This is a genomic window from Kitasatospora sp. NPDC034023, assembly GCF_055575795.1.
Map to the genome: position 1 here is coordinate 14726 of NZ_JBVIRY010000007.1, position 26257 is coordinate 40982.

Here is a 26257-nt window from a genome sequence, read left to right on the forward strand (position 1 = left end):
CCGCGCTGGCCGCCGACGTGCCCACCGCCCTCGCGCTGCTGCGCCAGGGCGAGCTGACCGTGCACGGCCGGCTCACCGACGCCTCCAACGCCGCGCTGTACTGCACGGTCGCCCACGGCTCGCTCAGCGCGCAGGCCGTCTACAAGCCGGTGGCCGGCGAGCGCCCGCTCTGGGACTTCCCGGACGGCACGCTGGCCGGCCGCGAGGTCGCCGCGTACGAACTGTCCGCCGCGACCGGCTGGGCGCTGATCCCGCCCACCGTCCTGCGCGACGGCCCGCACGGGCCCGGCATGGTGCAGCTGTGGGTCGAGCCTGACCCGCAGGCCGAGCCGCTGCTCGCGCTGCAGGACCCGCGTGGCCCGGAGGAGGGATGGCTGCCGATCGTCCGGGCCGAGGTGGAGGGCGGGCGCACCGCGCTGCTGGTGCACCACGACGACCGGCAGCTGCGCCGGCTCGCCGTACTGGACGCGGTGCTCAACAACGCCGACCGCAAGGGCGGCCACCTGATCCCGGCCGCCGACGGCCGGGTGTACGGCATCGACCACGGCGTCACCTTCAACACCGAGGGCAAGTTGCGCACCCTGCTCTGGGGTTGGGCGGGGGACCCGCTGCCCGTCGAGGCGCTGGAGGTGCTGGCCCGGCTCGCCGAGCAGCTGGACGGCGAGCTCGCCGAGCGCCTCGCCCCGCACCTGACGGGGGCGGAGCTGGACGCGACCCGGTCCCGGGTGGCCGAGCTGCGCGGCTCCGGCCGCCATCCGCTGCCCTCCGAGGACTGGCCCGCGATCCCCTGGCCGCCGGTGTAGGGACGTCCGGAGCCTGCCGGTCGATGGTCTGGACCTGTCCCCGGAACAGGTCGCACACTGCTCCGATGGACGCGCGACGGACCACCCCCACCCCCCGCAGCTCGCCGGACCTGCCGTTGCACCGCCTGCAGGTCCCGCTGCCCCAGCTGCTCCCGTTCGCCATCGGCAGCTTCGACACGATCGGCCCGCTCTCCCGGGCGGGCTTCCCCCACCGGCACTCGTTCCACGAGATCGTCCACGTCACCGGCGGCCGCGGCGCCCACGTCCTGGACCTGGTCCACCGGCCGCTGGCGCCACCGCAGTTGTGCGTGATCGGCGTCTCCCCGGGTCACTTGCAGACCCTGGTCAAGCAGGCCACCGGCCGCACGCCGGGCGGGCTGATCCGCCGCCAGCAGACCCTGGAAGCCAAACGGCTGCTCGCCTGCACGGATTTGACGATCCGTCAGGTAGCCAAGGAGGCGGGCTTCGCGGACCCGGCGTACTTCTGCCGCTTCTTCCGCCGGGAGACCGGGATGACCCCGGGGGGGTTCCGGGCGCGGGTCGACGGAAAACACCACGATCCCCGGATCATGTCCATCGCGGTCGCGCCGGACGGCCCGTAACTTTACTGCTGGCCACCGGTGGCCGGCCCGGGGCCCTCGGATGGGCGACCGGTCAGGTCCTTGTCATGCCCCCACCATGGCAAGGGTCGCCCCCCTTACGAGCACCCCGTCTCACGAGAACCCCGGCCTCGCGAGACCCCCGCCTCACGAGAAGGAGACGGCGCATGCCCACGCCCGACGGCATGATCAGCCGCAAGACCGTCCTGAAGGCCGCCGCCGCGCTCGGGGCCGCCCCGCTGCTGGTCGGCGGCGGGGCCGCACTGGCCCGCGAGCAAGCCGGCGCCGGCCGGGCCCCGGACCTCACCCCCGAGTGCCACGACGGCGACGACCCCACGATCGAGCAGACCGAAGGCCCCTACTTCAAGCCGAACTCCCCGCTGCGCAGCTCCATGGTCGACGACGGCCCCGGCACCCGGTTGGTCGTCAGCGGCTACGTCTTCGGCCGCGCCTGCCGGCCCGTCTCCGGCGTGCTGCTGGACTTCTGGCAGGCCGACGACAACGGCGCCTACGACAACGTCGGCTACACCTTCCGAGGCCACCAGTTCAGCGACGCGGGCGGCGCGTTCAAGCTGGACACCATCGTGCCCGGCCTCTACCCGGGCCGCACCCGGCACATCCACGTCAAGCTCCAGGCCCCCGGCCGCCCGGTCGTCACCACCCAGCTGTACTTCCCGGGTGAGCCGCGCAACAGCACCGACACCATCTACGACGCCCGGCTGCTGATGAACGTCCGGCAGAACGGCAACGTTCGCGAGGGCAGCTACGACTTCGTGCTGGACGTGCCGCAGACCCCCGGCACGCCGAGCCCGACGCCCACGCCCACTCCCACCGGGACGCCCACCACGCCGCCGAGCGGCAGCTGGGCCCCGGGCACCTCCTACTGCGCGGGCGACCGCATCACCTACTCCGGCGTCTCCTACGTCTGCCTCCAGGCACACACCGCCATGGTCGGCTGGGAACCGCCGAACGTGCCGGCCCTCTGGCAGCGGTCGTAGCGGCTCCGGCCGCGTCCCCCGGGGAGCCGGGCGCCCGGTCGGCGGCAGGGCCGGCCGGGCGCTCAACCCTGCCCGGACCCGGGCAGGCTCCCTGGCGGGCGTCCTGGCGGGGTCGAAAATCCGTGCAATACCAGTCGGGAAGCGGTCAAGCAACGGCAGGAAGCGAATCCAGTCGATCTTGCGCACTGGTTAGGCTTTCAAATGTTCGCAAGGTTAAAGTTGTTTCCATGCATGCCTGGCCCGCCTCCGAGGTTCCCGCCCTGCCTGGTCAGGGTCTCCCCCTCCGTATCCACGACACCGCAGCGGGTACGGTCCGGGAGGTCGTGCCGCAGGACGGCACCGCCCGGATCTACGTCTGCGGTATCACCCCCTACGACGCGACCCACATGGGCCACGCCGCCACCTACAACGCGTTCGACCTGGTCCAGCGCGTCTGGAAGGACGCCGGCCACGACGTCCTGTACATCCAGAACGTGACCGACGTGGACGACCCGCTGCTGCAGCGCGCGGTCGAGACCGGCCAGGACTGGACCGCCCTGGCCGAGCGCGAGACGGCCCTGTTCCGCGAGGACATGACCGCACTGCGCATGCTCCCGCCGGCCCACTACGTCGGCGCCGTCGAGTCGATCCCGTGGATCGTCCCGATCGTCCAGAAGCTGCTGGCCGCCGGCGCGGCCTACAAGGTCGACGGCGACATCTACTTCTCGGTCGACGCCGACCCGCACTTCGGCGAGGTCTCCGGCCTCACCCGCGAGGCCATGCGCCCGGTCTTCGCCGAGCGCGGCGGCGACCCGGACCGCCCCGGCAAGCGCAACCCGCTGGACGCCCTGCTCTGGCTGGCCGCCCGCCCCGGCGAGCCCGCCTGGGACACCGAGCTCGGCCACGGCCGCCCCGGCTGGCACATCGAGTGCGTCGCCATCGCGCTGCAGTACCTCGGCATGTCCTTCGACATCCAGGGCGGCGGCAGCGACCTCTCCTTCCCGCACCACGAGATGGGCGCCGCGCACGCCCAGGTCGCCACCGGCACCCACCCGTACGCCCAGGCGTACGTGCACGCCGGCATGGTCGCCCTGGACGGCCAGAAGATGTCCAAGTCCCGCGGCAACCTGGTCTTCGTGTCGGCGGTGCGCCGCGATGGCGTCGACCCCGCGGCGATCCGCCTGGCGCTGCTCGCGCACCACTACCGCGCGGACTGGGAGTGGACCAAGGACGTCCTGGACGAGGCCGTCGAGCGCCTCGCCCGCTGGCGCGCCGCGGTCTCCCGGCCGGACGGCCCGTCGGCCGAGCAGCTGCTCGCCGAGGTCCGCACGGCGCTCGCGAACGACCTGGACGCGCCCGCCGCGCTGGCCGCCGTCGACCGCTGGGCCGAGCGGCAGGAGACCGAGGGCGGCACCGACATCGGCGCACCCGGGCTGGTGTCCCGCACCGTGGACGCCCTGCTCGGCGTCGCACTGTAGGCCCGCCGTAGTCCCGCTGTAGGCCCGCTGCCGTCACGCACCGCAACGCCGAAGGGGCGTCAGGACCAAGTGTCCTGACGCCCCTTCGGCGGTTCCGGGCGACGCCCGGTGACTACTCCTCCTCGGCGCCGTCCTGGCCCTCCCGGGCCGTTCCAGGCGCCTCCGGCTCGGCCGGCCGCTCCGCCGTGGCGTGCCCGGACACCGGCTTCTCGCCGGTCGGCCCGACGTTCTCCCGGCGGCGCAGGTAGCGCTCGAACTCGCGGGCGATGGCGTCCCCGGAGGCCTCCGGCAGCTCCGCGGTGTCCTGCGCCTCCTCCAGCTGCTGGACGTACTCGGCGACCTCGCTGTCCTCGGCGGCCAGCTGGTCCACGCCGAGCTGCCAGGCCCGGGCGTCCTCGCCGAGTTCGCCCGGCGGGATGCGCAGGTCCAGCAGGTCCTCCAGCTTGTTGAGCAGGGCCAGCGTCGCCTTGGGGTTCGGCGGCTGCGAGACGTAGTGCGGCACCGCCGCCCAGAGCGTCACGGCCGGGACCCCGGCGTGCGTGCAGGCCTCCTGGAGCACGCCGACGATGCCGGTCGGGCCCTCGTACCGGCTCTCCTCCAGGTCCAGCCGGCGGGCCAGCTCCGGGTCGGAGGTGACCCCGCTGACCGGCACCGGGCGGCTGTGCGGGGTGTCGCCGAGCAGTGCGCCCAGGATCACCACCAGCTCGATGCCCAGCTCGTGCGCGAAGCCCAGCAGCTCGTTGCAGAACGAGCGCCAGCGCATGCTCGGCTCGATGCCGCGGACCAGCACGACGTCCCGGGGCGTCGGCTCGGTCACCCGGATCACCGAGAGCCGGGTGGTCGGCCAGGTGATCCGGCGGATGCCGCCGTCCAGCCAGATCGTGGGCCGGTTGACCTGGAAGTCGTAGTAGTCCTCCGCGTCCAGGGCGGCGATCACCTTGCCGCCCCAGGTCTCGTCCAGATGCGCCAGGGCCGCGGAGGCGGCGTCGCCCGCGTCGTTCCAGCCCTCGAAGGCGCAGACCATCACCGGGTCGATCAACTCGGGAACATCTTCCAGCTCGATCACCCAGCGTCTCCCTCCGGTCGGCGGCCTGGCCGGCACCGCCCCGGCTGGTTTGCCGGGGCGCCGACGGGCCGGCTGCCGACTGTCGAACCTCTCGTCTCCCATGGAACGCCTCGCCCCATGGTCCCTACCTGCCCAGCCTACGGGCTTTGATGCGCACCGGGGCCGGGCACCGGGACAGTCTGGGGGAGCCGGCCGCCCCGATCCAGCGGATATCGGGACCCCGCCGACTGACGGGCCGTCAGTCGACGGGCGGGCGCGGACCGCGTCCGCCCGGTGGCGCGGTGCGACGGGCGTGCCGCGACGGCCCGGCGGCGCGATGATGAACAGGCGCGATGACGAACGGACGGGGGCCGGGCGGAAGGGGCCGGACCGATGAACCGATGGCTGTGGACCGGCGCGGGCGCGGCCGCGCTGACCGGTGCCGCGCTGATGGTGGCGGCAGTGGACCGGGCCGGGCGCCGGCTGCCGGTGGAGCACGTCACCGAGGGCGGACTGGAGCTCCACCAGCCGCCCGGCGCGGTCTGGGACGTGCTGACCGACATCGACCTCTACCCGGCCTGGCGCCCGGGCCTCACCCACGTCGAGCGGCTGCCCGCCGCGGCCGGCGGCCGGGTGCGCTGGCGCGAGTACGACCGGCACGGGCACACCACGTACGAGGTGGTGGCGAGCGAGGCCCCGCACCGCCTGGTCACCGGCATCGCCGACCAGGACCTGCCGTACGGCGGCACCTGGACGTACGTGCTCACCCCGGCCGGGCCGGGCTGCTCGCTGACCGTCACCGAGCGGGGCGAGGTCCGCCGGCCGATCCACCGGGCCGTCTCGCACTACCTGACCGGCGAGGACGCGACCGTCCACCGCTACCTGGGCGCCCTGGCCCACCGGCTGGCCGGCTGACGGGCGGCGGCTACCGGACGTCCACCCAGCCGCGCCGGTACGCCGCCCAGTTCTCGGGCGTCGAGGCGAAGTCCACGTACAGCGCGACGCCGAAGTTCGGCCGCCGCAGGTCCTCCCGGCCCAGGCCCAGCCGGACGCCGCGGACGGCCGCGTCGACGGTCTCGGCGTCGCCCCAGTGGCCCCACTTGTCGTCCCAGTAGAACGGCAGGCCGATCAGCAGGTCCACGTCGGCCGGGGTGGCCCGCAGGGCGAGTTCGGTCTGCCGGGCGACGTAGCCGCCGTACAGCGGTTCGGTCGGCATCGAGGTGTCGTAGGTCATCACGGCGATCTGGTCGACCCGGCGGGCGGTCGCGGCGAAGTACGCCGCGTCCCACCACTTGCCGTGGTCGGTGAGCAGGATCCCGGCCGTGTGCAGGCCCGGCACCGGGTCGATCTGTGGAGCCGCGACCGACAGCTTGGCGCCGCGTGCCGCGGTGACCGGGCGGACCTGGTCGAGCAGGGCCAGCCAGCCCGCCGAACCGGGGCGGATCGGCTCCATGTCGAAGTGCACGCCGTCGAAGCCGAGGTCCAGCACCTGGCGGGCGGAGCCGGTGACCCGGTCCCGGGTGGCGGCGTCCTCGAGGTCCAGGGCGTCCTTCTCCGGCTTGACCTCGTCGCCCAGCCAGCTCTGCAGCCGTACGTCGGGCAGTGCCCGGTGCACGGTGTCGGTGAACCAGCGGGCCCGTGGGTGGACGGCGGGCGGCAGCGAGCCGTCGTGCTCCAGCGGGCCGGTGTGCACGTACAGGTCGCGGATGCCGGTGCCGGCCAGCTGCCGCACCAGCGCCGTGACGTCCGCCTCGGTCTTGCGGCCGTCCACCCAGGCGTGGCCGAGCCAGACCGCGTCCCGGCCCCGGGTGCGGGCCTCGGCGGCCGGTTCACCCACATAGTGCAGCCGGATCGCGACGAACAGCGAGCCGAGCGCGGCGACCGGCACCGCCGCCGCCAGCGCCAGGACCAGCAGGGTCCGGCGCCACCGGGACCACCCCCGCCATCGGCCGCGCAGCGCCCGGAACGGGGCCGCCAGGGCCCCGCCGATCCGCCGCGCGCAGGTCCGGAATCGGGCCATGCGCTTGCTCCCCCCTTGCGGTCGAGCGCTCAGGATACGGAACGGGCCCCCGGACCGACCCGTCGGCCGGATACCCTGACCACGTGCCTCCCCGACCAAGCGGGGGTGCAAAGCCGACAGCCGTCGCACCAGGGAGAAGCCCCATGGCCACTGCAGCCAATCCGTCCATCACTGCGCAGAGCCGCGCGAACGCGCTGCGTGAAGCGCTCGCCACGAGGGTGGTGGTCGCCGACGGTGCGATGGGCACCATGCTCCAGGCGCAGGACCCGACGCTGGAGGACTTCCAGAACCTCGAAGGGTGCAACGAGGTCCTCAACATCACCCGGCCCGACATCGTCCGCTCCGTCCACGAGGCCTACTTCGGCGTGGGCGTGGACTGCGTGGAGACCAACACCTTCGGCGCGAACTTCTCCGCGCTCGGCGAGTACGAGATCCCCGACCGGATCTTCGAGCTGTCCGAGGCCGGCGCCCGGATCGCCCGCGAGAGCGCCGACGCGCACAGCGCCGCGGACGGCCGCACCCGCTGGGTGCTCGGCTCGATCGGCCCCGGCACCAAGCTGCCGACCCTCGGCCACGCCCCGTACGAGACGCTGCGCGACGGCTTCCAGCAGAACGCGGCCGGCCTGATCGCCGGTGGCGCCGACGCCCTGCTGGTCGAGACCAGCCAGGACCTGCTGCAGACCAAGGCCGCCATCCTGGGCTCCAAGCGCGCCCTGGCCGAGGCCGGGCTGGACCTGCCGGTGCTGGTGCAGGTGACGGTGGAGACCACCGGCACCATGCTGCTCGGCTCCGAGATCGGCGCCGCGCTCACCGCGCTGGAGCCGCTCGGCGTGGACTACATCGGCCTCAACTGCGCCACCGGCCCGGCCGAGATGAGCGAGCACCTGCGCTACCTGGCCAAGAACGCCCGGATCGGCCTGTCCTGCATGCCGAACGCGGGCCTGCCGGTGCTCGGCAAGGACGGCGCCCACTACCCGCTCAGCCCGGTCGAGCTGGCCGACGCGCACGACGTGTTCACCCGCGAGTACGGCCTCTCGCTGGTCGGCGGCTGCTGCGGCACCACGCCCGAGCACCTGCGCGCCGTGGTCGAGCGGGTCCAGGGCCGCGAGATCGCCGTGCGCGATCCGCAGCCCGAGCCCTCGGCGGCCTCGCTGTACCAGGCGGTGCCGTTCCGCCAGGACACCTCGTACCTGGCGATCGGCGAGCGCACCAACGCCAACGGCTCGAAGAAGTTCCGCGAGTCGATGCTGGCCGGCGACTGGCAGGCCTGCGTGGAGATCGCCCGTGACCAGATCCGGGACGGCTCCCACCTGCTGGACCTCTGCGTGGACTACGTCGGCCGCGACGGCGTCGCCGACATGAAGGAGATCGCCGGCCGCCTGGCCACCGCCTCCACCCTGCCGATCGTGCTGGATTCCACCGAGCCGCCGGTGCTGCGGGCCGGCCTGGAGGCCCTCGGCGGCCGCGCGGTGCTCAACTCGGTCAACTACGAGGACGGCAACGCCCCCGACTCGCGCTTCGGCCGGATCGCCTCGCTGGCGCGCGAGCACGGTGCCGGCCTGATCGCGCTGACCATCGACGAGCAGGGCCAGGCCCGCACCGCCGACGCCAAGGTGGAGATCGCCGAGCGGCTGATCGCCGAGCTCACCGCCGACTACGGCATCGACGAGGGCTCGATCCTGGTCGACTGCCTCACCTTCACCCTGGCCACCGGCCAGGAGGAGTCCCGCCGGGACGGCATCGAGACCATCGAGGCGATCCGCGAGCTCAAGCGCCGCCACCCGAAGGTGCAGACCACGCTCGGCCTGTCCAACATCTCGTTCGGCCTCAACCCGGCCGCCCGCGTGGTGCTCAACTCGGTCTTCCTGCACGAGTGCGTGGAGGCCGGCCTGGACTCGGCGATCGTGCACGCCTCCAAGATCCTGCCGATCTCCCGGATCCCCGAGGACCAGCGCGAGACCGCCCTCGACCTGGTCTACGACCGCCGCCGGGACGGCTACGACCCGCTGCAGCGCCTGCTGGAGCTGTTCGAGGGCGTCTCCTCGGCCTCGGTCAAGGCATCCAAGGCCGAGGAGCTGGCCGCGCTCCCGCTGGAGGAGCGGCTGCAGCGCCGGATCATCGACGGCGAGCGGAACGGCCTGGAGGCCGACCTGGACGAGGCGCTGGCCGGCCGCCCGGCACTGGAGATCATCAACGACACCCTGCTGGCCGGCATGAAGGTGGTCGGCGAGCTCTTCGGCTCCGGCCAGATGCAGCTGCCGTTCGTGCTCCAGTCCGCCGAGGTGATGAAGACCGCGGTGGCCCACCTGGAGCCGCACATGGAGAAGTCCGACAACGAGGGCAAGGGCACCATCGTGCTGGCCACCGTCAAGGGCGACGTCCACGACATCGGCAAGAACCTGGTCGACATCATCCTGTCCAACAACGGCTACAACGTGGTCAACCTGGGCATCAAGCAGCCGGTCTCGGCGATCCTGGACGCCGCGCAGGAGCACAAGGCGGACGTGATCGGGATGTCCGGCCTGCTGGTGAAGTCGACCGTGATCATGAAGGAGAACCTGGAGGAGCTCAACCAGCGCAAGCTGGCCGCGAGCTACCCGGTGATCCTCGGCGGCGCTGCGCTCACCCGGGCCTACGTCGAGCAGGACCTGCACGAGATCTACGAGGGCGAGGTCCGCTACGCCCGGGACGCCTTCGAGGGCCTGCGGCTGATGGACGCGCTGATCGCGGTCAAGCGCGGCGTGCCCGGCGCGACCCTGCCCGAGCTCAAGCAGCGCCGACACGCCCGGGTCGAGGTGGAGGAACCGGAGCCCGAGGTCAACCTCGGCCAGATCCGCTCCGACGTCACCGTCGACAACACCGTGCCCACCCCGCCGTTCTGGGGCGACCGGATCGTCAAGGGCATCCCGTTCGCCGACTACGCCTCCTGGCTGGACGAGGACGCGCTGTTCAAGGGGCAGTGGGGCCTGAAGGCCGCGCGCGCCGGAGACGGGCCGTCGTACGAGGAGCTGGTGGAGACCGAGGGCCGGCCGCGGCTGCGGGCCTGGCTGGACCGGCTGCAGACCGAGGGCTGGCTGGAGGCGGCCGTGGTCTACGGCTACTACCCGGCCAACTCCAAGGGCGACGACCTGATCGTCTTCCACGAGGACGGCACCGAGCGCACCCGCTTCACCTTCCCGCGCCAGCGGCGCGGCCGTCGGCTCTGCCTGGCCGACTTCTTCCGCCCGGAGGAGTCCGGCGTGCGGGACGTGGTCGGCCTGCAGGTGGTCACCATGGGCAACCGGATCTCGGAGGCGGCCAACGAGCTGTTCGCCGGGAACTCCTACCGCGACTACCTGGAGCTGCACGGCCTGTCGGTGCAGCTGGCCGAGGCGCTGGCCGAGTTCTGGCACGCCCGGGTCCGCTACGAGCTGGGCTTCTCCGGCGAGGACCCGCAGGACGTCAAGGACATGTTCGCGCTCAAGTACCGGGGCGCCCGCTTCTCCCTCGGCTACGGGGCCTGCCCGGAGCTGGAGGACCGCGCCAAGATCGCCGAGCTGCTGAAGCCCGAGCGGATCGGCGTGGTGCTCTCCGAGGAGTTCCAGCTGCACCCGGAGCAGTCCACCGACGCGATCGTGATCCACCACCCGGAGGCGAAGTACTTCAACGCCCGGTAATCCCTCCGTCCCGCTCCGTTCGCTCTTTCCGGACGAAGCGGGCGTATCCTGGATGATCCTGAACGGGCCGGTCCGCTCACCAGCGGGCCGGCCTGTGCCATCCCCGGGTGCGCCCGGGGCCTGCCGGAAGGATCCCACCATGACCACCAGCTCCACCGCCACCCGTGTCCTGGACCACGGGGACGACCGCGGTCTGCAGGCGGTGCTGCTGGACATGGACGGGACGCTGGTGGACACCGAGGACTTCTGGTGGCAGGCCGAGGTCTCGCTCTTCGCCGAGCTGGGCCACGAGCTGGACGAGGCGGACCGCGCCCATGTGGTCGGCGGCCCGATGACCCGGGTGATGGACTACCTGGTCGCCCGGACCGGGGTGGACATCGCCCCGGCCGACCTGGGCGTGCTGGTCAACCAGCGCTTCGTGGACCTGCTGGCCGGCGGCGTACCGCTCATGCCGGGCGCCGAGCGGCTGCTCAACACCCTTGCCGCGCACGGGATCCCGGCCGCCATGGTGTCCGCCTCGCACCGGCACGTGATCGACATCGTGCTCCGTTCGCTGGGCGCCCACCACTTCGCCTTCACCATCGGCGGGGACGAGGTGCCGCGCACCAAGCCGTTCCCGGACCCGTACCTGGAGGCGGCCCGCCGGCTGGGTGCGGAGCCGGCCCGCTGCGTGGTCGTCGAGGACACCCCGACCGGGGTGCGCGCGGGCGAGGCGGCCGGCTGCCCGGTGATCGCGGTGCCCTCGGTGGCGGCGATCGAGCCGGCCCCCGGGCGGCTGGTGCTGCCCTCGCTGGAGCAGGTCGACCTCGACCTGTTGCGCTCGCTGGTCGCCTCGCGGGTCTGACGGACCGCCAGTTTGAGTGTGATTGTCATCTCATTGCGGCCTGCCCCTACCGGCCGGTAAGCGGCTCGACGGCGCTCCGACTCGGGGGGATCGGGGGAGAAAAAGGGCATTGCCTGACATCTCGTCGAGCGCGCCGGGATGCCCTGAACCGCCGTGTCCCAAACGTCATCTGCGCGGGTATCGGTCGTGCGTGTTCGATATGGCACGCTACTCGGGTTTCGTGCCACCGATAAGGACGCGCCCCGTGAAGACTTCAGCTGAACGCCTCGCAGTACTCGGCTGTGCCGGTCTGGTCGCCGTGACGGTGGCCGGCTGCGGATCGGTGACCGACGCCGTCAAGGGGGACAGCGGCAAGTCGATCACCATGGGCACCGCCCAGCTGACCGGCGTGCTGGACCCCGCGGTCTCCTACGACTCCGGCTCCTGGCTGGTCATGCGCAACGCCTTCCAGTCGCTGCTGACCTTCCCGGCCGCGGCCAGCACGCCCACCCCGGACGCCGCGCAGTCCTGCGAGTTCACCGGCGGCGATGCCACCGAGTACCACTGCACCCTGCGGCCCGGGCTGAAGTTCTCGAACGGTCACCCGCTGACCGCCGAGGACGTGGTCTTCTCGATCGAGCGCACCAAGAAGATCAACGACGACGGCGGCCCGGTCTCCCTGCTCTCCTCGATCAAGTCCGTCGAGGCCAAGGGCGACACCGAGGTGCTGTTCCACCTCGCCACGCCCGACGCCACCCTGCCGGCCAAGCTGGCCAGCCCGGCCGGCGCCATCGTGGACCACCAGGTCTTCCCGGCCGACAAGGCCCTGTCCAACGACAAGGTGGTCGGCTCCGGCCCGTACCGCATCGACTCGGTCGAGATGGCGGGCAAGCAGCTGGGCAAGGTCGTGCTGACGCCCAACGACAAGTACGGCGGCGACGCCAAGCTGCGCAACACCAAGTTCACCGTGCGGTACTTCGACAAGGCCGAGGACCTGAAGGCGGCGCTGGACAAGGGCGACGTCGACCTCACCGACAACAGCCTGGAGCCGAACACCGCCGCCCAGATCCGCTCCGACCAGCAGGGCGGCAAGACCGACCTTCAGGTCACCGAGGGCGACAGCAACGACACCCGCTCGCTGGTCTTCAACACCAAGGACCCGGTCGGCGGCAACGTCGCGGTCCGCCAGGCCGCCGCGCAGCTGATGGACCGCAAGGCGCTCGCCCGCGACGTCTTCGCCCGGACCGTCCAGCCGCTGTACGCGATGGTCCCGGCCGGCGTCACCGGCCACACCACCGCGTTCTTCGACCGCTACGGCGACCAGGACGTGAACAAGGCCAGGAAGTACCTCACCGACGCCAAGGTCCAGACCCCGGTCAAGCTCACCCTCACCTGGTCCCGCTCGCGGGCCGGCAGCAACGAGGCCGACACGCTGAAGAAGCAGTTGGAGACCGGCGGCCTCTTCCAGGTCACCGTCCAGCAGGAGCCGGACTGGGAGGCCTTCAAGAAGGGCTGGGTCGACAGCAAGTACCAGGCGTACGTCATCGGCTGGTTCGCCGACTACCCGGACCCGGACAACTACATCGCCCCGCTGCTGGTCAACGGCGGTGCCTACCACCACGGTTGGGACGACCCGCAGATCAGCGGGAAGCTGGTGCCGGAGGGCCTCAAGCAGGCCGACCGCAGCGCCGCCGCGCCCGGCTACGCGCAGATCCAGCAGATCGAGGCCGTCAGCGTGCCGCTGATCCCGCTGTACCAGAACAAGGCCTTCTACGCGGCGCGTTCGTACGTCACCGGCGTCGAGGCCACCGTCGACACCACCGGCTTCTTCCGCTTCTGGGAGATCGGCCGGACCGGCAAGTAGCACACGGACGACGGCGGCCCGTCCGCTCCCCACATCACCACGGGGAGCGGACGGGCCGCCGTCACGTTTCTGCGGGCCACCGCGCGGTGCGGGAGGGGCCGCAGGAGGGGACCGCTACAGCGCGCCCGGGCGCACCAGCCCGCTCTCGTAGGCGTACACCGCCGCCTGCACCCGGTCGCGCAGCTGGAGCTTGGTCAGCACATGGCCGACGTGGGTCTTCACCGTGGTCTCGCTGACGAACAGCTCCGCCGCGATCTCCGCGTTCGACAGCCCGCGCGCCACCAGCTTCAGCACCTCCAGCTCGCGGTCGGTCAGCGCGCCCAGCGCCTGCGGCGGCGTCTCGTCGCCCGACGGCAGCTTGGTGGCGTACATGTCCAGCAGCCGGCGGGTGATGCTCGGCGCCAGCATCGCCGCGCCGTCCGCGACCACCCGGATCGCCTGCACCAGCTCCTCGGCCGGGACGTCCTTCAGCAGGAAGCCGCTGGCGCCCGCGCGCAGGGCCTCCACCACGTACTCGTCCAGGTCGAAGGTGGTCAGCACCAGCACCTTGGCCGGGCCGTCCCGCCCCGGGCCGGCGATCCGCCGGGTCGCCTCGACACCGTCCATCCTCGGCATCCGGATGTCCATCAGCACCACGTCGGGCTGCAGCGCCCGCACCTGGTCCAGCGCCTGCTGACCGTCGCCGGCCTCACCGACCACCACCAGGTCGGACTCGGCCTCCAGGATCATCCGGAAACCGGTGCGCAGCAGCGGCTGGTCGTCGACCAGCAGCACTCGGATCGTCACTAGGACTCCTTGCTCCTCGGATCCCCCGTGGGATCGTCCTCATCAGACGTACGGGCCAGCGGCAAGGGGTACGGCGGCGGAGTACCGCCGAACTCCGGGCAGCTGGCCTGGTGGTCGCACCAGTCGCAGAGGCGGTTGCGGGTGGCCGGGAAGTCCCCGGTGGCCACCGCGTGGCCGATCCGCTCCCACAACGCCCGCAGCTTGCGCTCCACCGCGAGCAGATCGGCCTGGTCCGGGTCGTAGCTGACCACGTCCCCGCCCCCGCCGAGGTAGACCAGCTGGAGGCGCTTGGGGATCACGCCCTTCCAGCGCCACACCACCAGTGCGTAGAACTTCATCTGGAACATCGCCTTGCCCTCGAAGTCCCGCGAGGGCGCCCGGCCGGTCTTGTAGTCCACCAGCCGGACCTCGCCGGTCGGGGCGACGTCCACCCGGTCGATGTAGCCGCGCAGCAGCAGCCCCGAGTCCAGGGCCGTCTCCACGTACAGCTCCCGCTCCACCGGATGCAGCCGGGTCGGGTCCTCCAGCCGGAACCACTGGCCGACCAGCTTCTCGGCGTCCGCCAGCCAGCGGGTGAGCGCCGCGCCGTCCGGGTCGTCCGGGAACAACGAGCCCAGCTCCGGCCGTTCACCCAGCAGCCGCTCCCACTGCGGGCGCAGCAGGCCCAGTGCCCGTTCCGGCGTGCGCTCGGCCGCCGGGCTGTCGAACAGCCGCTCCAGCACGGCGTGCACCAGGGTGCCCCTGGTGGCCGCCGAGCTCGGCGGCTCGGGCAGCCGGTCGATCACCCGCAGCCGGTACAGCAGGGGACAGGTGAGGAAGTCCCCCGCCCGGGACGGGGACAGGCCGGTCGGCGCCGCCGCCGGGCGCACCGGGGCCCCGGTGACGCTGGTGGTGTCGGTCTGCTGCATGACTACGACCCTATTGCCCTTTGCTGTCATCCCGCTGCCACCGTGCTGCCACCGAGGCGCGCGCAGGCCGCGCAGTGGGTATGAAGGCAGCAGGAGGGGCGCGCGGCCCCGGAGTGCCACGATCACGTAGCGTGGGCGCACCGGGGCACGACGGGGGCGACGACCGAAGGGATCACGGTGAGCGACAGCAGGGGGCAGCAGACCTCCGACCAGCCACCGCAGGACGACCGCGGGCGCCCGGCCGGGAAGCCACCGGAGCGCCGCGGCGGCCTCCTGATGGGCCGGCCCTTCGGCGTGCCGATCTACGTCACCCCCTCCTGGTTCGTCATCGCCGCGCTGATCACCTGGGTGTTCGGCGGACAGCTGGGCGACGTGCTGCCCGACCTCGGCGGCGCCCGCTACCTGGTCGCCTTCTCCTTCGCGGTCGCCTTCTACGCCTCCGTCCTGGTGCACGAACTCGCCCACACCCTGGTCGCGCTGCGCTACAAGCTCGGGGTGCGGCGGATCCAGCTGCAGTTCTTCGGCGGCGTCTCCGAGATCGAGAACGAGGCCACCACGCCCTGGCGCGAGTTCTGGCTGGCCTTCGTCGGCCCGCTGCTCTCGCTGGCGCTCGGCGGCCTGTTCTACCTCGGGGTGCGGGCCGTGGAGCTGTCCACCGTCCCCGGGGTGCTGCTCACCGGTCTGATGGTGTCCAACCTGGTGGTCGCCGCCTTCAACCTGCTGCCCGGCCTGCCGCTGGACGGCGGACGGATGCTGCGCGCCCTCGTCTGGGCGATCACCGGCAAGCCGATGACCGGCACGGTGGCCGCCGCCTGGGTCGGCCGGGTGCTGGCGGTCGCCGTGTTGTTCGGCCTGCCGCTGGTCAGTGCCGCCCGCGGGGTCGAGCGCACCACCACCGACACCCTGGTGGACGCGGTGCTGGCCGCCGTGCTCGCCGCGATCATCTGGAACGGCGCCACCGGCAGCGTGCGCAACGCCCGGCTCAAGGAGGCGCTGCCCGGCCTGCGGCTGCGCGACTTCGCCCGCCGGGCCGTCGAGGTCACCGCCGACACCCCGCTCGGCGAGGCGATGCGCCGCGCCCGCGAGGCCGAGGCCGGCGCGGTGGTCGTGGTGGACGGCCGGGGCGAGCCGATCGCGATCGTGCGCGAGTCCGCGGTCCGGGCCGTACCCGAGCACCGCCGCCCCTGGGTGGCCGTCGGCCCGCTCGCCCGCGACCTCGAGCCCGGGCTGCGGCTGGACGCCGACCTGCACGGCGAGGACCTGCTGCGGGCCGTCCAGACCACCCCGGCGGGGGAGTACCTGGTGGTCGAGGCGGACGGCCGGGTGTACGGCGTCGCCGCGCTCAGCGACATCGAGCGGCGGCTGACCGCCGCCGTCGCCGGGAAATGATCACCGTGGTCGGGCGGGAGGCTCCGCTTCCCTTAGGATTGTCCGTATGTCCGAACCGACCGGTGCCGCCCGCCGACGCGGGCCCTTCCAGGTCGGGGACCAGGTCCAGCTGACCGACCCCAAGGGTCGCCACTACACGTTCACGCTCCAGGCCGGGAACCAGTTCCACACCCACAAGGGTGCGTTCCCGCATGACGAGCTGATCGGCGCTCCCGAAGGCACGGTCGTGCGCACCACGGGTAACGTCCCGTACCTCGCGCTGCGCCCCCTGCTCCCCGACTACGTCCTGTCCATGCCCCGCGGCGCCGCCGTGATCTACCCCAAGGACGCGGGGCAGATCCTGGCGATGGCCGACATCTTCGCGGGTGCCCGCGTGGTCGAGGCCGGCGTCGGCTCGGGCGCGCTCAGCATGTACCTGCTGCGCGCCGTCGGCGAGCACGGCATGCTGGCCTCCTACGAGCGCCGGCAGGACTTCGCCGACATCGCCCAGGGCAACGTCGAGCGCTACTTCGGCGGGCCGCACCCGGCGTGGAAGCTCACCGTCGGCGACCTCCAGGACAACCTGGTCGAGTCCGACGTCGACCGCGTCCTCCTCGACATGCTGGCCCCCTGGGAGTGCCTGGACGTCGCCTCCAAGGCGCTCGTCCCCGGCGGCCTCATCTGCTGCTACGTGGCCACCACCACGCAGATGTCCAAGACCGTCGAGGCGCTGCGCGACCACGGCACCTTCACCGAGCCGCAGGCCTGGGAGACCATGGTCCGCACCTGGCACCTGGAGGGCCTCGCCGTCCGCCCGGACCACCGGATGATCGGCCACACCGGCTTCCTGCTCACCGCCCGCCGCCTGGCCGACGGCGTCGAGCCGCCGCTGCGCCGCCGCCGCCCCGCCAAGGGCGCGTACGGCGAGGACTACGACAGCGGGGCGCCCGAGCCGAGCCTGCAGGAGCGCGCCGCCGCCCGCAAGGCCGCGCGCGGCGAGGACGACCAGCCCGACCTGGGCTGAGCCCGCACACCACGCAGGGGTGGCACGAGCAATCTCGTGCCACCCCTTGGCATTTCCGTCGACCGGGTGTGGGACGATGCTCGCTCACGCAGACCAGCTCCTGGAGCTCTGGAGGGGACGCCTGGTGGAGACCGCGGTCGGGACGACGGCGACGGCTGGACAGCAGACACCGCGGGGCCGCACCCGGCCCGCGCACGTGCGCACCGCCCCCTGGCACTGGGCCCTCGCCCTGGCCGGCTGCGGCGCGGTCGTGGGCGCCGCCCTCGCCGCGTCCCCGGCGACGGGCACCCCGGTGCCCGCCCACGGCACCCCCAAGGCCCTCGCCGCGAGCGCGGCCCCCGACCCGGCCAAGGCCCAACTCCCGATCGACTGCGGCCCGTTCCCGGTCACGACGGCGCTCAGCGTGCCCGCCGAGCTGGGCGACGGACGCCCCGGCACGGTGGTCGCCGCGCACTGCGCCGCCGAGACCGGCACCCCGCCGGACGCCGTCTTCCTGCTCGGCTACGGCCCCGGCGACCGCCCGACGGTGCTGGCCACCCTGCTCACCGAGCGCGAGAACCTCACCGTGAGCCGGCTCGCGGTGCGCTCCGACGGCGCCATCACCGGCCGCGCGCAGGGGTATTCGAGCGAGGACGTGCCGCGCTTCCGGCCCGACATCTCACTCGAACTCACCTGGACGCACCGGGGCGGCGGCTGGGAACGCTCCCAGACCACCGCCCCGCTCAGCCAGACCTGAGGCTGCTATTCGCCCGCTCGCCTCCGGGGCGCTTGGACCCGGGGCCGACGGTCGGCGCTCCCTCGCTCGTGCCTCGCTCCCTCGCTTCTCCCTTTCGGCACCGGCGCGCCCCTTCGGCTCGGGGCGGGAGTTCGCCCGCTCGGGATCCGGGGCCGACGGTCGGCGCTCCCTCGCTCGTGCCTCGCTCCCTCGCTTCTCCCTTTCGGCACCGGCGCGCCCCTTCGGCTCGGGGCGGGTCGCCCGCTCGCCTCCGAGCCGGAGGGCGGTTACTCACTCCGCGTCAGGTCCGTACACCTCGACCCGGTCCGCGGCCCGGCGCACGTGGATGCAGTCGCCGGGGCAGTCCTTCACCGAGTCCACCACGTCCTGAAGGAGCGTCAGCGGCACCGGGACGGTCTCCCCGGGTTGCTGGCGCAGCTCGTCGTCCGACCCCTTCACGTAGGCGAGGCCGTCGATGTCGAGCTCGAAGACCTCCGGTGCGTACTGGACGCAGATGCCGTCGCCGGTGCACAGATCCTGGTCGATCCACACCTCCAGCTCCTCGGTCGTCGCCGCCGTCTGCTCGGTCACCGACATGGTCCCCTGCCGTTTCTGTCCCGGGTCGCCCATTTCTGGGAGCAATCCCGCCATTCGTACAACGATCGGACCTCGAGTCGTGGTCGCGATCGGATATCACTTCGCTCGACGATACATCTGGCCCGCTTTGGGCGGTGCGCGGTGGGTATCCCCTTAGCAGAGGGGAAGCACGCTGGGGCGAAGATCGGACACGCCCGTTCCATCTTTCTTGATCTAGGGGTTTACGGACCCCTGGTCCCAGGTAGGGTCTGGAAGCGTCCAGCTCCCCGGAGGAGGTGAGGACCGTGGCAGCCCACGATGACGACTACAACCGCAGCACCGGCAGGCCCGCTCGTGGTTCCGACGAGGCCGCTCAGGTCTCGTACCTTGAGCAGGAAATCGCCGTGCTGCGCCGCAAGCTCGCCGACTCGCCGCGCAATTCGAGAATCCTCGAAGAGCGGATCGTCGAGCTCCAGACCAACCTGGCCGGCGTGACCGCCCAGAACGAACGGCTCGCCTCCACCCTGCGTGAGGCCCGCGACCAGATCGTGGCCCTCAAGGAGGAAGTGGACCGGCTGGCACAGCCCCCGGCCGGCTTCGGCACCTTCCTCGAAGCGAACGAGGACGGGACCGCGGACATCTTCACCGGCGGGCGCAAGCTCCGCGTGAACGTCAGCCCCAACGTCGCACTCGACGAACTGCGGCGCGGCCAGGAAGTGATGCTCAACGAGGCCCTCAACATCGTGGACGCGATGGCCTTCGAGCGCATCGGCGAGATCGTCACCCTCAAGGAGGTCCTGGAGGACGGCGAGCGCGCCCTGGTTCTCGGCCACACCGACGAGGAGCGCGTGGTGCGCCTCGCCGAACCGCTGCGCGACCTCACGATCCGGGCGGGGGACGCCCTGTTGCTGGAGCCCCGCTCCGGCTACGTGTACGAGGTCGTGCCGAAGGCCGAGGTCGAGGAGCTGGTCCTCGAAGAGGTCCCGGACATCGACTACCGCCAGATCGGCGGCCTGAGCAACCAGATCGAGCTGATCCGCGACGCGGTCGAGCTGCCGTACCTGCACGCCGACCTCTTCAAGGAGTACGAGCTGCGCCCGCCCAAGGGCGTCCTGCTCTACGGCCCGCCCGGCTGCGGCAAGACGCTGATCGCCAAGGCGGTGGCCAACTCGCTGGCCAAGAAGGTCGCCGAGGTCACCGGCCAGCCCCAGGGGAAGAGCTACTTCCTCAACATCAAGGGCCCCGAGCTCCTCAACAAGTACGTCGGCGAGACCGAGCGGCAGATCCGCCTGGTCTTCCAGCGGGCCCGGGAGAAGGCGAGCGAGGGCACGCCCGTCATCGTCTTCTTCGACGAGATGGAGTCGCTGTTCCGCACCCGCGGTTCCGGCGTCAGCTCGGACGTGGAGAACACCATCGTCCCGCAGCTGCTCGCCGAGATCGACGGCGTGGAGGGCCTGGAGAACGTCATCGTCATCGGCGCCTCCAACCGCGAGGACATGATCGACCCGGCGATCCTGCGGCCCGGCCGCCTGGACGTCAAGATCAAGATCGAGCGCCCGGACGCCGAGGCCGCGAAGGACATCTTCTCCAAGTACCTCAAGGACTCGCTGCCGTTCCACCCGGACGACCTCAAGGAGCACGACAGCTCCGTCGGGGCCACGGTGGCCGCGATGATCCAGTCGGTGGTGGAGCGGATGTACTCCGAGACCGAGGAGAACCGCTTCCTGGAGGTCACCTACGCCAACGGTGACAAGGAGGTCCTGTACTTCAAGGACTTCAACTCCGGCGCGATGATCCAGAACATCGTCGACCGCGCGAAGAAGATGGCCATCAAGGACTTCCTCGACCACGGTCAGCGCGGTCTGCGCGTCTCCCACCTGCTCGCCGCCTGCGTGGACGAGTTCAAGGAGAACGAGGACCTCCCGAACACCACCAACCCGGACGACTGGGCCCGCATCTCCGGCAAGAAGGGCGAGCGGATCGTCTTCATCCGCACGCTGGTCACCGGCAAGCAGGGCGCCGAGTCCGGCCGCTCGATCGACACTGTCGCCAACACGGGGCAGTACCTGTAAGCACGCGGTTACCCGGGCCGACAGCGGTCCCCGGAGCTGTACGCACACCGTCCGGCTGTGGCGCCTCGCGGCCCCGCAGCCGGACGGCGCGTCTCGGGGCCCGCCGATCGGGGCCGGGTTCTAGGCTCGACCCACCGTCCGCGGTCAGATGGCCGGCGCCGGTGTTGTCCAGCGGTACGTCAGCGTGTTCCGCCCGCCGGGGGCGGCGCACCGGGCAAGGAGGGCCGCATGACCGTACGGCGCGTGATGGGCATCGAGACCGAGTACGGGATCTCCGTGCCCGGGCACCCCAACGCCAACGCCATGCTCACCTCGTCCCAGATCGTCAACGCCTACGCGGCGGCGATGCACCGGGCACGGCGGGCCCGCTGGGACTTCGAGGAGGAGAATCCGCTGCGCGACGCGCGGGGCTTCGACCTGGCGCGCGAGGTGGCGGACGCCAGCCAGCTGACCGACGAGGACATCGGCCTGGCCAACGTCATCCTCACGAACGGGGCCCGGTTCTACGTGGACCACGCGCATCCCGAGTACAGCTCGCCCGAGGTGACCAACCCGCGCGACGCCGTGCTGTGGGACAAGGCCGGCGAACGGATCATGGCGGCCGCCGCGCAGCGCGCGCTCGAGCTGCCCAACGGGCAGAACATCCACCTGTACAAGAACAACACCGACAACAAGGGCGCCTCCTACGGCACCCACGAGAACTACCTGATGAAGCGGGCGACGCCGTTCGCCGACATCGTCCGCCACCTGACCCCGTTCTTCGTCTCCCGCCCGGTGGTCGCCGGGGCCGGCCGGGTCGGCATCGGCCAGGACGGCTCGGCGCACGGCTTCCAGCTCAGCCAGCGGGCGGACTACTTCGAGGTCGAGGTCGGCCTGGAGACCACCCTCAAGCGCCCGATCATCAACACCCGGGACGAGCCGCACGCCGACGCCGAGAAGTACCGCCGACTGCACGTGATCATCGGGGACGCCAACCTCTCCGAGATCTCCACCTACCTCAAGCTGGGCACCACCTCGCTGGTCCTGTCGATGATCGAGGACTCCTTCATCGCCTCCGACCTCGCCGTCGACCAGCCGGTGCGCACCCTGCACCGGGTCTCCCACGACCCGACGCTCAAGTACCTGATCACCCTGCGCAACGGGCGCAAGCTCACCGCCGTCCAGCTCCAGCTCGAGTACTTCGAACTGGCCCGCAAGTACGTCGAGGACCGCTTCGGCACCGACGCGGACGAGCAGACGGTGGACGTGCTGACACGCTGGGAGGACGTCCTGGGCCGGCTGGAGCGCGACCCGATGTCGCTCTCGAAGCAGCTGGACTGGGTCGCCAAGCGGGAGATCCTGGAGGGCTACCGCAGCCGGGACGCCCTGGAGTGGGACAACCCGAGGCTGCACCTGGTCGACCTCCAGTACAGCGACGTGCGGCCCGAGAAGGGCCTCTACAACCGCCTGGTGGCCCGCGGGCGCTTCGAGCGGCTGCTGACCGAGGACGAGGTCGAGCGGGCCGTCTCCAAGCCCCCGGAGGACACCAGGGCGTACTTCCGCGGGCGCTGCCTGGAGCAGTACGCCGAGCACGTCGCGGCGGCCTCCTGGGACTCGGTGATCTTCGACCTGCCCGGCCGGGACTCGCTGCAGCGGGTGCCCACGCTGGAGCCGCTGCGCGGCACCCGCAACCACGTCAAGGAGCTGCTGGACCGCTGCCGCACGGCGGAGGACCTGCTCCGGGTGCTGTCCGGCGGGTAACTTTTCGATCACCACGGGTGAACGTCCGCCGAATGGGAATCATCCGGGGTGGCAGCGGGTGTTGGACAGGAAGCGCCACCGGCAAACCGGGAGCGGCAGTCGCACCTTGTGTATAGGGTCGGTGTCAACCGGCAACGACCCTACCGACCAAACCGTGCCAGACGAATCGAGCGGGGTGAGGGAAATGGCGAGCAAGGACACCGGCGGCGGCCAGCAGCGGGCAAACCGTTCCTCCGAGGAGGTCGAGGAGCAGGCCGCGGAAACGCAGAATTCCGACGACCTCAAGGAACGCCAGGAAAAGCTGGGCGACGACGTCGACGCGGTGCTGGACGAAATCGATGAGGTCCTGGAATCGAACGCGGAAGATTTCGTGCGCGGCTTCGTGCAGAAGGGCGGGCAATAGTCCGGTCCCGGTATTCGGGAATTCACGTCGTGACCGTCGAGGGCGGTCGGGCGGCACTCGCCGCCCGGCCGTCCGGCACCTCACCTCCACGCCCGGGCAGTGATCGTCGGGCGGGTAGGGTGCGGGCAGCGCGCGCTTCAAGCTACCTGGAAGGAATCGTGTGGAAGCCAACACTCTCGGCACCGGGCGTCTACCGGCTGCCTTCCTGACCCCGGGGTCGTCCTCGTTCCTCGACTTCCTCGCCGAGCACAGGCCGGAGCTGATCCCCGGCCACCGCGGGCTCCCCGAGGGCTCCGTGGTCGAGGCCCCGCACGGCACCACGATCGTGGCCGCGATCTTCGACGGCGGCGTGGTGATCGCCGGTGACCGCCGGGCGACGATGGGCAACGTCATCGCCCAGCGCGACATCGAGAAGGTCTTCCCGGCCGACGAGTACAGCGCGGTCGGCATCGCCGGCACCGCCGGCCTCGCGGTCGAGATGGTCCGGCTCTTCCAACTGGAGCTGGAGCACTACGAGAAGATCGAGGGCACCACGCTCTCCCTGGAGGGCAAGGCGAACCGCCTCACCAGCATGATCCGGGGCAACCTGGGCATGGCGATGCAGGGGCTCGCGGTCGTGCCGATGTTCGCCGGCTACGACCTGGACCTCGGCCGCGGCCGGATCTTCAACTACGACGTCACCGGCGGGCGTTCCGAGGAGCGCGGCTTCGCCGCCACCGGCTCGGGCTCGGTCTTCGCCCGCGGCTCGATGAAGAAGCTCTACCGCGACGGCCTGACGGCCGACCAGGCCGTCACCCTGGTCGTCCAGGCGCTCTACGACGCGGCGGACGACGACTCCGCCACCGGCGGTCCGGACCTCTCCCGCAAGATCTTCCCGATCGTCTCGCTGATCACCGAGGACGGCTTCCGCCGGCTCACCGAGGCGGAGGTCGCGGAGGTCGCCGTCGCCATCACCGACGAGCGCCTGATCCACCCCAATGGCCCGCAGGCCCCGCTGATCTAGCCATCACCTCACAGGAAGGGGACGACCGCCGGTGTCGACACCGTTCTACGTCTCACCCCAGCAGGCCATGGCGGACCGCGCGGAGTACGCCCGCAAGGGCATCGCGCGCGGCCGCAGCGTGGTCGTGCTCACCTACGCCGACGGCATCGTCTTCGTCGCGGAGAACACCTCCAGAGCGCTCCACAAGGTCTCCGAGATCTACGACAAGATCGCCTTCGCGGCGGTCGGGCGCTACAACGAGTTCGAGAACCTGCGCATCGGCGGCGTCCGCTACGCCGACCTGCGCGGCTACTCCTACGACCGGGCCGACGTCACGGCCCGGGGCCTGGCCAACGTGTACGCCCAGACCCTGGGCACCATCTTCTCCTCGGTCGGGGACAAGCCGTACGAGGTCGAGCTGATCGTGGCCGAGGTCGGCCGCGGCGCCGACAACGACCAGATCTACCGGCTGACGCCGGACGGCTCGGTCGTCGACGAGAAGAACTACGTGGTGGTCGGCGGCAACGCCGACTCGATCGGCAACTACCTCGGCCAGCGCCACCGCGTCGGCCTGAGCCTCACCGAGGCGGTCAAGGTCGCGGTCGACTCGCTCGCCCGCGACCCCAACGGCGGCAGCCCGCGCAGCCTCACCCCGGAGCAGCTGGAGGTAGCGGTCCTCGACCGCCAGCGGTTCCAGCAGCGCAAGTTCAAGCGGATCCTCGGCAACCAGCTCAGCCGACTGCTCGACGGAGACCAGTCCGCCGAGTCGGACGACGAGGACACCCCGGCGGGTACCACGCCGGAGTAGCAGTGCCTGCGGAGTCCCGTACGGCGGCCGGACCGCCGTCGTACGGGACTCCGGTGCCCCTGCGACGGCCCGGCCGTCGTGGAGGCGGTTTCGGACAGCTCCGACAAGAATGGAGTGCTCATGGACCGCCGGATCTTCGGGCTGGAGAACGAGTACGGCGTGACCTGCACGTTCCGCGGGCAGCGGCGGCTGTCGCCGGACGAGGTCGCGCGGTACCTGTTCCGCCGGGTCGTCTCCTGGGGCCGCAGCAGCAACGTGTTCCTGCGCAACGGCGCCCGGCTCTACCTCGACGTCGGCTCCCACCCCGAGTACGCCACCCCCGAGTGCGACGACGTGGTCGAGCTGGTGACGCACGACAAGGCGGGCGAGCGCATCCTCGAAGGGCTCCTGGTGGACGCCGAGCGGCGGCTGCACGAGGAGGGCATCGCGGGGGACGTCTACCTCTTCAAGAACAACACCGACTCCGCCGGGAACTCCTACGGCTGCCACGAGAACTACCTGGTGGCCCGGCACGGCGAGTTCTCCCGGCTGGCCGACGTGCTGATCCCCTTCCTGGTCACCCGCCAGCTGATCTGCGGCGCCGGCAAGGTGCTGCAGACCCCGCGCGGCGCGGTGTTCTGCGTCAGCCAGCGCGCCGAGCACATCTGGGAGGGCGTCAGCTCCGCCACCACCCGCTCGCGGCCGATCATCAACACCCGGGACGAGCCGCACGCGGACGCCGAGCGCTACCGCCGGCTGCACGTGATCGTCGGCGACTCCAACATGTCCGAGACCACGACGCTGCTCAAGGTCGGCGCCACCGACCTGGTGCTGCGGCTGATCGAGGCCGGCGTGGTGCTGCGCGACCTCACCCTGGAGAACCCGATCCGGGCGATCCGCGAGGTCAGCCACGACCTCACCGGCACCCACCAGGTGCGGCTCGCCAACGGCCGCGAGGCCAGCGCGCTGGACATCCAGGAGGAGTACTACAGCAAGGCCCTGGAGTTCGCCGACCGCAAGGGCATCAACACCGGCACGATCGCCCGGGTCCTCGACCTGTGGGGCCGCACCCTGGAGGCCGTCCGCAGCGAGCGGCTGGACGGGGTCGCCACCGAGATCGACTGGATCATGAAGTACAAGCTCATCGAGCGCTACCGCGAGAAGCACCAGATGAGCATGTCCAACCCGCGGGTGGCCCAGATCGACCTCGCCTACCACGACATCCACCGCCGTCGCGGTCTGTTCTACCTGCTCCAGGGCAAGGGCCAGGCGCAGCGGATGACCACCGACCTCAAGACCTTCGAGGCCAAGTCGATCCCGCCGCAGACCACCCGGGCCCGGCTGCGCGGGGACTTCATCCGCCGGGCGCAGGAGCAGCGCCGGGACTTCACGGTGGACTGGGTGCACCTGAAGCTGAACGACCAGGCGCAGCGCACGGTGCTGTGCAAGGACCCGTTCCGTTCGGTGGACGAGAGGGTGGAGAAGCTCATCGCGGGGATGTGATGCCCCGATCGTGATCACGGCGTCGTGATCAAGGCGTCGTGATCACGGTGCGGCCGGCCCCGGTGGTGTCTACCGGGGCCGGACGCATGCCGGGCATACGCTGTCCGTCGAGTCAGGAGAGCCGACTT

Annotated in this window: 22 protein-coding genes; 17 read left to right on the forward strand and 5 right to left on the reverse strand. The window is 71.5% G+C overall.

Translation table 11 applies throughout. The features are described 5' to 3' along the window. The first annotated feature begins 5 nt into the window (after positions 1 to 5). The 4 genes from ACZ52R_RS12790 (at position 6) to mshC (ending at position 3857) form a co-directional block, all read left to right on the forward strand. On the forward strand, positions 6 to 803 hold the full coding sequence (locus ACZ52R_RS12790) for an SCO1664 family protein (protein ID WP_360498521.1): 798 nt from the start codon (positions 6 to 8) through the stop codon (positions 801 to 803). A 65-nt stretch (positions 804 to 868) separates the two neighbouring features. Then, positions 869 to 1405, forward strand: coding sequence for a helix-turn-helix transcriptional regulator (locus ACZ52R_RS12795; protein WP_465753452.1), 537 nt, complete (start codon positions 869 to 871; stop codon positions 1403 to 1405). 164 nt (positions 1406 to 1569) lie between these two features. After that, positions 1570 to 2400 carry a dioxygenase family protein gene (locus tag ACZ52R_RS12800; RefSeq protein WP_465753453.1) on the forward strand — a complete coding sequence of 277 codons (831 nt, stop codon included), beginning with the start codon at positions 1570 to 1572 and terminating at the stop codon, positions 2398 to 2400. A 227-nt stretch (positions 2401 to 2627) separates the two neighbouring features. Next, positions 2628 to 3857 carry a cysteine--1-D-myo-inosityl 2-amino-2-deoxy-alpha-D-glucopyranoside ligase gene (gene mshC, locus ACZ52R_RS12805; RefSeq protein ID WP_465625553.1) on the forward strand — a complete coding sequence of 410 codons (1230 nt, stop codon included), beginning with the start codon at positions 2628 to 2630 and terminating at the stop codon, positions 3855 to 3857. Positions 3858 to 3969: 112 nt separating this feature from the next. On the opposite strand, the gene ACZ52R_RS12810 is transcribed toward mshC, so the two are convergent. Then, entirely contained in the window at positions 3970 to 4923 is a 954-nt protein-coding gene (locus ACZ52R_RS12810) for a PAC2 family protein (protein WP_360498226.1), read from the reverse strand. A gap of 372 nt (positions 4924 to 5295) precedes the next feature. Here ACZ52R_RS12810 and ACZ52R_RS12815 point away from each other — a divergent pair, with 372 nt between their 5' ends. Further along, a complete protein-coding gene (locus ACZ52R_RS12815; RefSeq protein WP_465625554.1) occupies positions 5296 to 5817 on the forward strand; it encodes an SRPBCC family protein in 522 nt (173 codons plus the stop codon). 10 nt (positions 5818 to 5827) lie between these two features. Here ACZ52R_RS12815 and ACZ52R_RS12820 read toward each other — a convergent pair whose 3' ends face one another. Continuing rightward, positions 5828 to 6922: a glycoside hydrolase family 18 protein gene (locus ACZ52R_RS12820; RefSeq protein ID WP_465753454.1), complete on the reverse strand. Its 1095-nt coding sequence runs from the start codon at positions 6920 to 6922 to the stop codon at positions 5828 to 5830. A gap of 143 nt (positions 6923 to 7065) precedes the next feature. On the opposite strand from ACZ52R_RS12820, the gene metH reads away from it, so the two are divergent. The 3 genes from metH (at position 7066) to ACZ52R_RS12835 (ending at position 13265) form a co-directional block, all read left to right on the forward strand. After that, on the forward strand, positions 7066 to 10578 hold the full coding sequence (metH, locus tag ACZ52R_RS12825; protein ID WP_465625556.1) for a methionine synthase: 3513 nt from the start codon (positions 7066 to 7068) through the stop codon (positions 10576 to 10578). 139 nt (positions 10579 to 10717) lie between these two features. After that, a complete protein-coding gene (locus tag ACZ52R_RS12830) occupies positions 10718 to 11422 on the forward strand; it encodes an HAD family hydrolase (RefSeq protein WP_465625557.1) in 705 nt (234 codons plus the stop codon). Positions 11423 to 11666: 244 nt separating this feature from the next. Next, positions 11667 to 13265, forward strand: a complete 1599-nt coding sequence (locus ACZ52R_RS12835) for an ABC transporter substrate-binding protein (protein WP_360498236.1) — start codon at positions 11667 to 11669, stop codon at positions 13263 to 13265. A gap of 114 nt (positions 13266 to 13379) precedes the next feature. On the opposite strand, the gene ACZ52R_RS12840 is transcribed toward ACZ52R_RS12835, so the two are convergent. Both ACZ52R_RS12840 and ACZ52R_RS12845 read right to left on the reverse strand, forming a co-directional pair. Then, positions 13380 to 14051, reverse strand: a complete 672-nt coding sequence (locus tag ACZ52R_RS12840; protein ID WP_465625559.1) for a response regulator — start codon at positions 14049 to 14051, stop codon at positions 13380 to 13382. Continuing rightward, a complete protein-coding gene (locus ACZ52R_RS12845) occupies positions 14051 to 14959 on the reverse strand; it encodes a RecB family exonuclease (RefSeq protein WP_465661779.1) in 909 nt (302 codons plus the stop codon). Before ACZ52R_RS12845 ends, ACZ52R_RS12840 begins: the two co-directional genes overlap by 1 nt. 177 nt (positions 14960 to 15136) lie before the next feature. Between ACZ52R_RS12845 and ACZ52R_RS12850 the strand changes: the two genes are divergently transcribed. The 3 genes from ACZ52R_RS12850 to ACZ52R_RS12860 all read left to right on the forward strand — a co-directional run bounded on the left by ACZ52R_RS12850 (position 15137) and on the right by ACZ52R_RS12860 (position 18087). Next, positions 15137 to 16348 carry a site-2 protease family protein gene (locus ACZ52R_RS12850; protein WP_360498242.1) on the forward strand — a complete coding sequence of 404 codons (1212 nt, stop codon included), beginning with the start codon at positions 15137 to 15139 and terminating at the stop codon, positions 16346 to 16348. 46 nt (positions 16349 to 16394) lie between these two features. Then, the gene (locus ACZ52R_RS12855; protein ID WP_360498244.1) at positions 16395 to 17351 is read left to right on the forward strand and encodes a tRNA (adenine-N1)-methyltransferase; all 957 of its coding nucleotides are present in this window, start codon (positions 16395 to 16397) and stop codon (positions 17349 to 17351) included. Positions 17352 to 17427: 76 nt separating this feature from the next. After that, positions 17428 to 18087, forward strand: a complete 660-nt coding sequence (locus ACZ52R_RS12860) for a hypothetical protein (RefSeq protein ID WP_465625561.1) — start codon at positions 17428 to 17430, stop codon at positions 18085 to 18087. A gap of 270 nt (positions 18088 to 18357) precedes the next feature. Here ACZ52R_RS12860 and ACZ52R_RS12865 read toward each other — a convergent pair whose 3' ends face one another. Continuing rightward, the gene (locus ACZ52R_RS12865; protein ID WP_360498248.1) at positions 18358 to 18663 is read right to left on the reverse strand and encodes a ferredoxin; all 306 of its coding nucleotides are present in this window, start codon (positions 18661 to 18663) and stop codon (positions 18358 to 18360) included. Positions 18664 to 18947: 284 nt separating this feature from the next. Between ACZ52R_RS12865 and arc the strand changes: the two genes are divergently transcribed. From arc to pafA, 6 genes are all read left to right on the forward strand, one after another. Then, positions 18948 to 20714, forward strand: a complete 1767-nt coding sequence (gene arc / locus ACZ52R_RS12870; RefSeq protein ID WP_360498250.1) for a proteasome ATPase — start codon at positions 18948 to 18950, stop codon at positions 20712 to 20714. 228 nt (positions 20715 to 20942) lie between these two features. Beyond that, positions 20943 to 22454, forward strand: a complete 1512-nt coding sequence (dop, locus tag ACZ52R_RS12875) for a depupylase/deamidase Dop (protein ID WP_360498252.1) — start codon at positions 20943 to 20945, stop codon at positions 22452 to 22454. A gap of 184 nt (positions 22455 to 22638) precedes the next feature. Further along, positions 22639 to 22857, forward strand: a complete 219-nt coding sequence (locus tag ACZ52R_RS12880; protein WP_280681804.1) for a ubiquitin-like protein Pup — start codon at positions 22639 to 22641, stop codon at positions 22855 to 22857. A 160-nt stretch (positions 22858 to 23017) separates the two neighbouring features. Further along, the gene (gene prcB / locus ACZ52R_RS12885) at positions 23018 to 23860 is read left to right on the forward strand and encodes a proteasome subunit beta (protein ID WP_465625562.1); all 843 of its coding nucleotides are present in this window, start codon (positions 23018 to 23020) and stop codon (positions 23858 to 23860) included. A gap of 31 nt (positions 23861 to 23891) precedes the next feature. Next, complete coding sequence (gene prcA / locus ACZ52R_RS12890; protein WP_360498256.1) at positions 23892 to 24647, forward strand: proteasome subunit alpha; 756 nt, start codon at positions 23892 to 23894, stop codon at positions 24645 to 24647. Positions 24648 to 24767: 120 nt separating this feature from the next. Then, positions 24768 to 26129: a Pup--protein ligase gene (gene pafA / locus ACZ52R_RS12895; protein ID WP_360498258.1), complete on the forward strand. Its 1362-nt coding sequence runs from the start codon at positions 24768 to 24770 to the stop codon at positions 26127 to 26129. Positions 26130 to 26257: the final 128 nt, after the last annotated feature.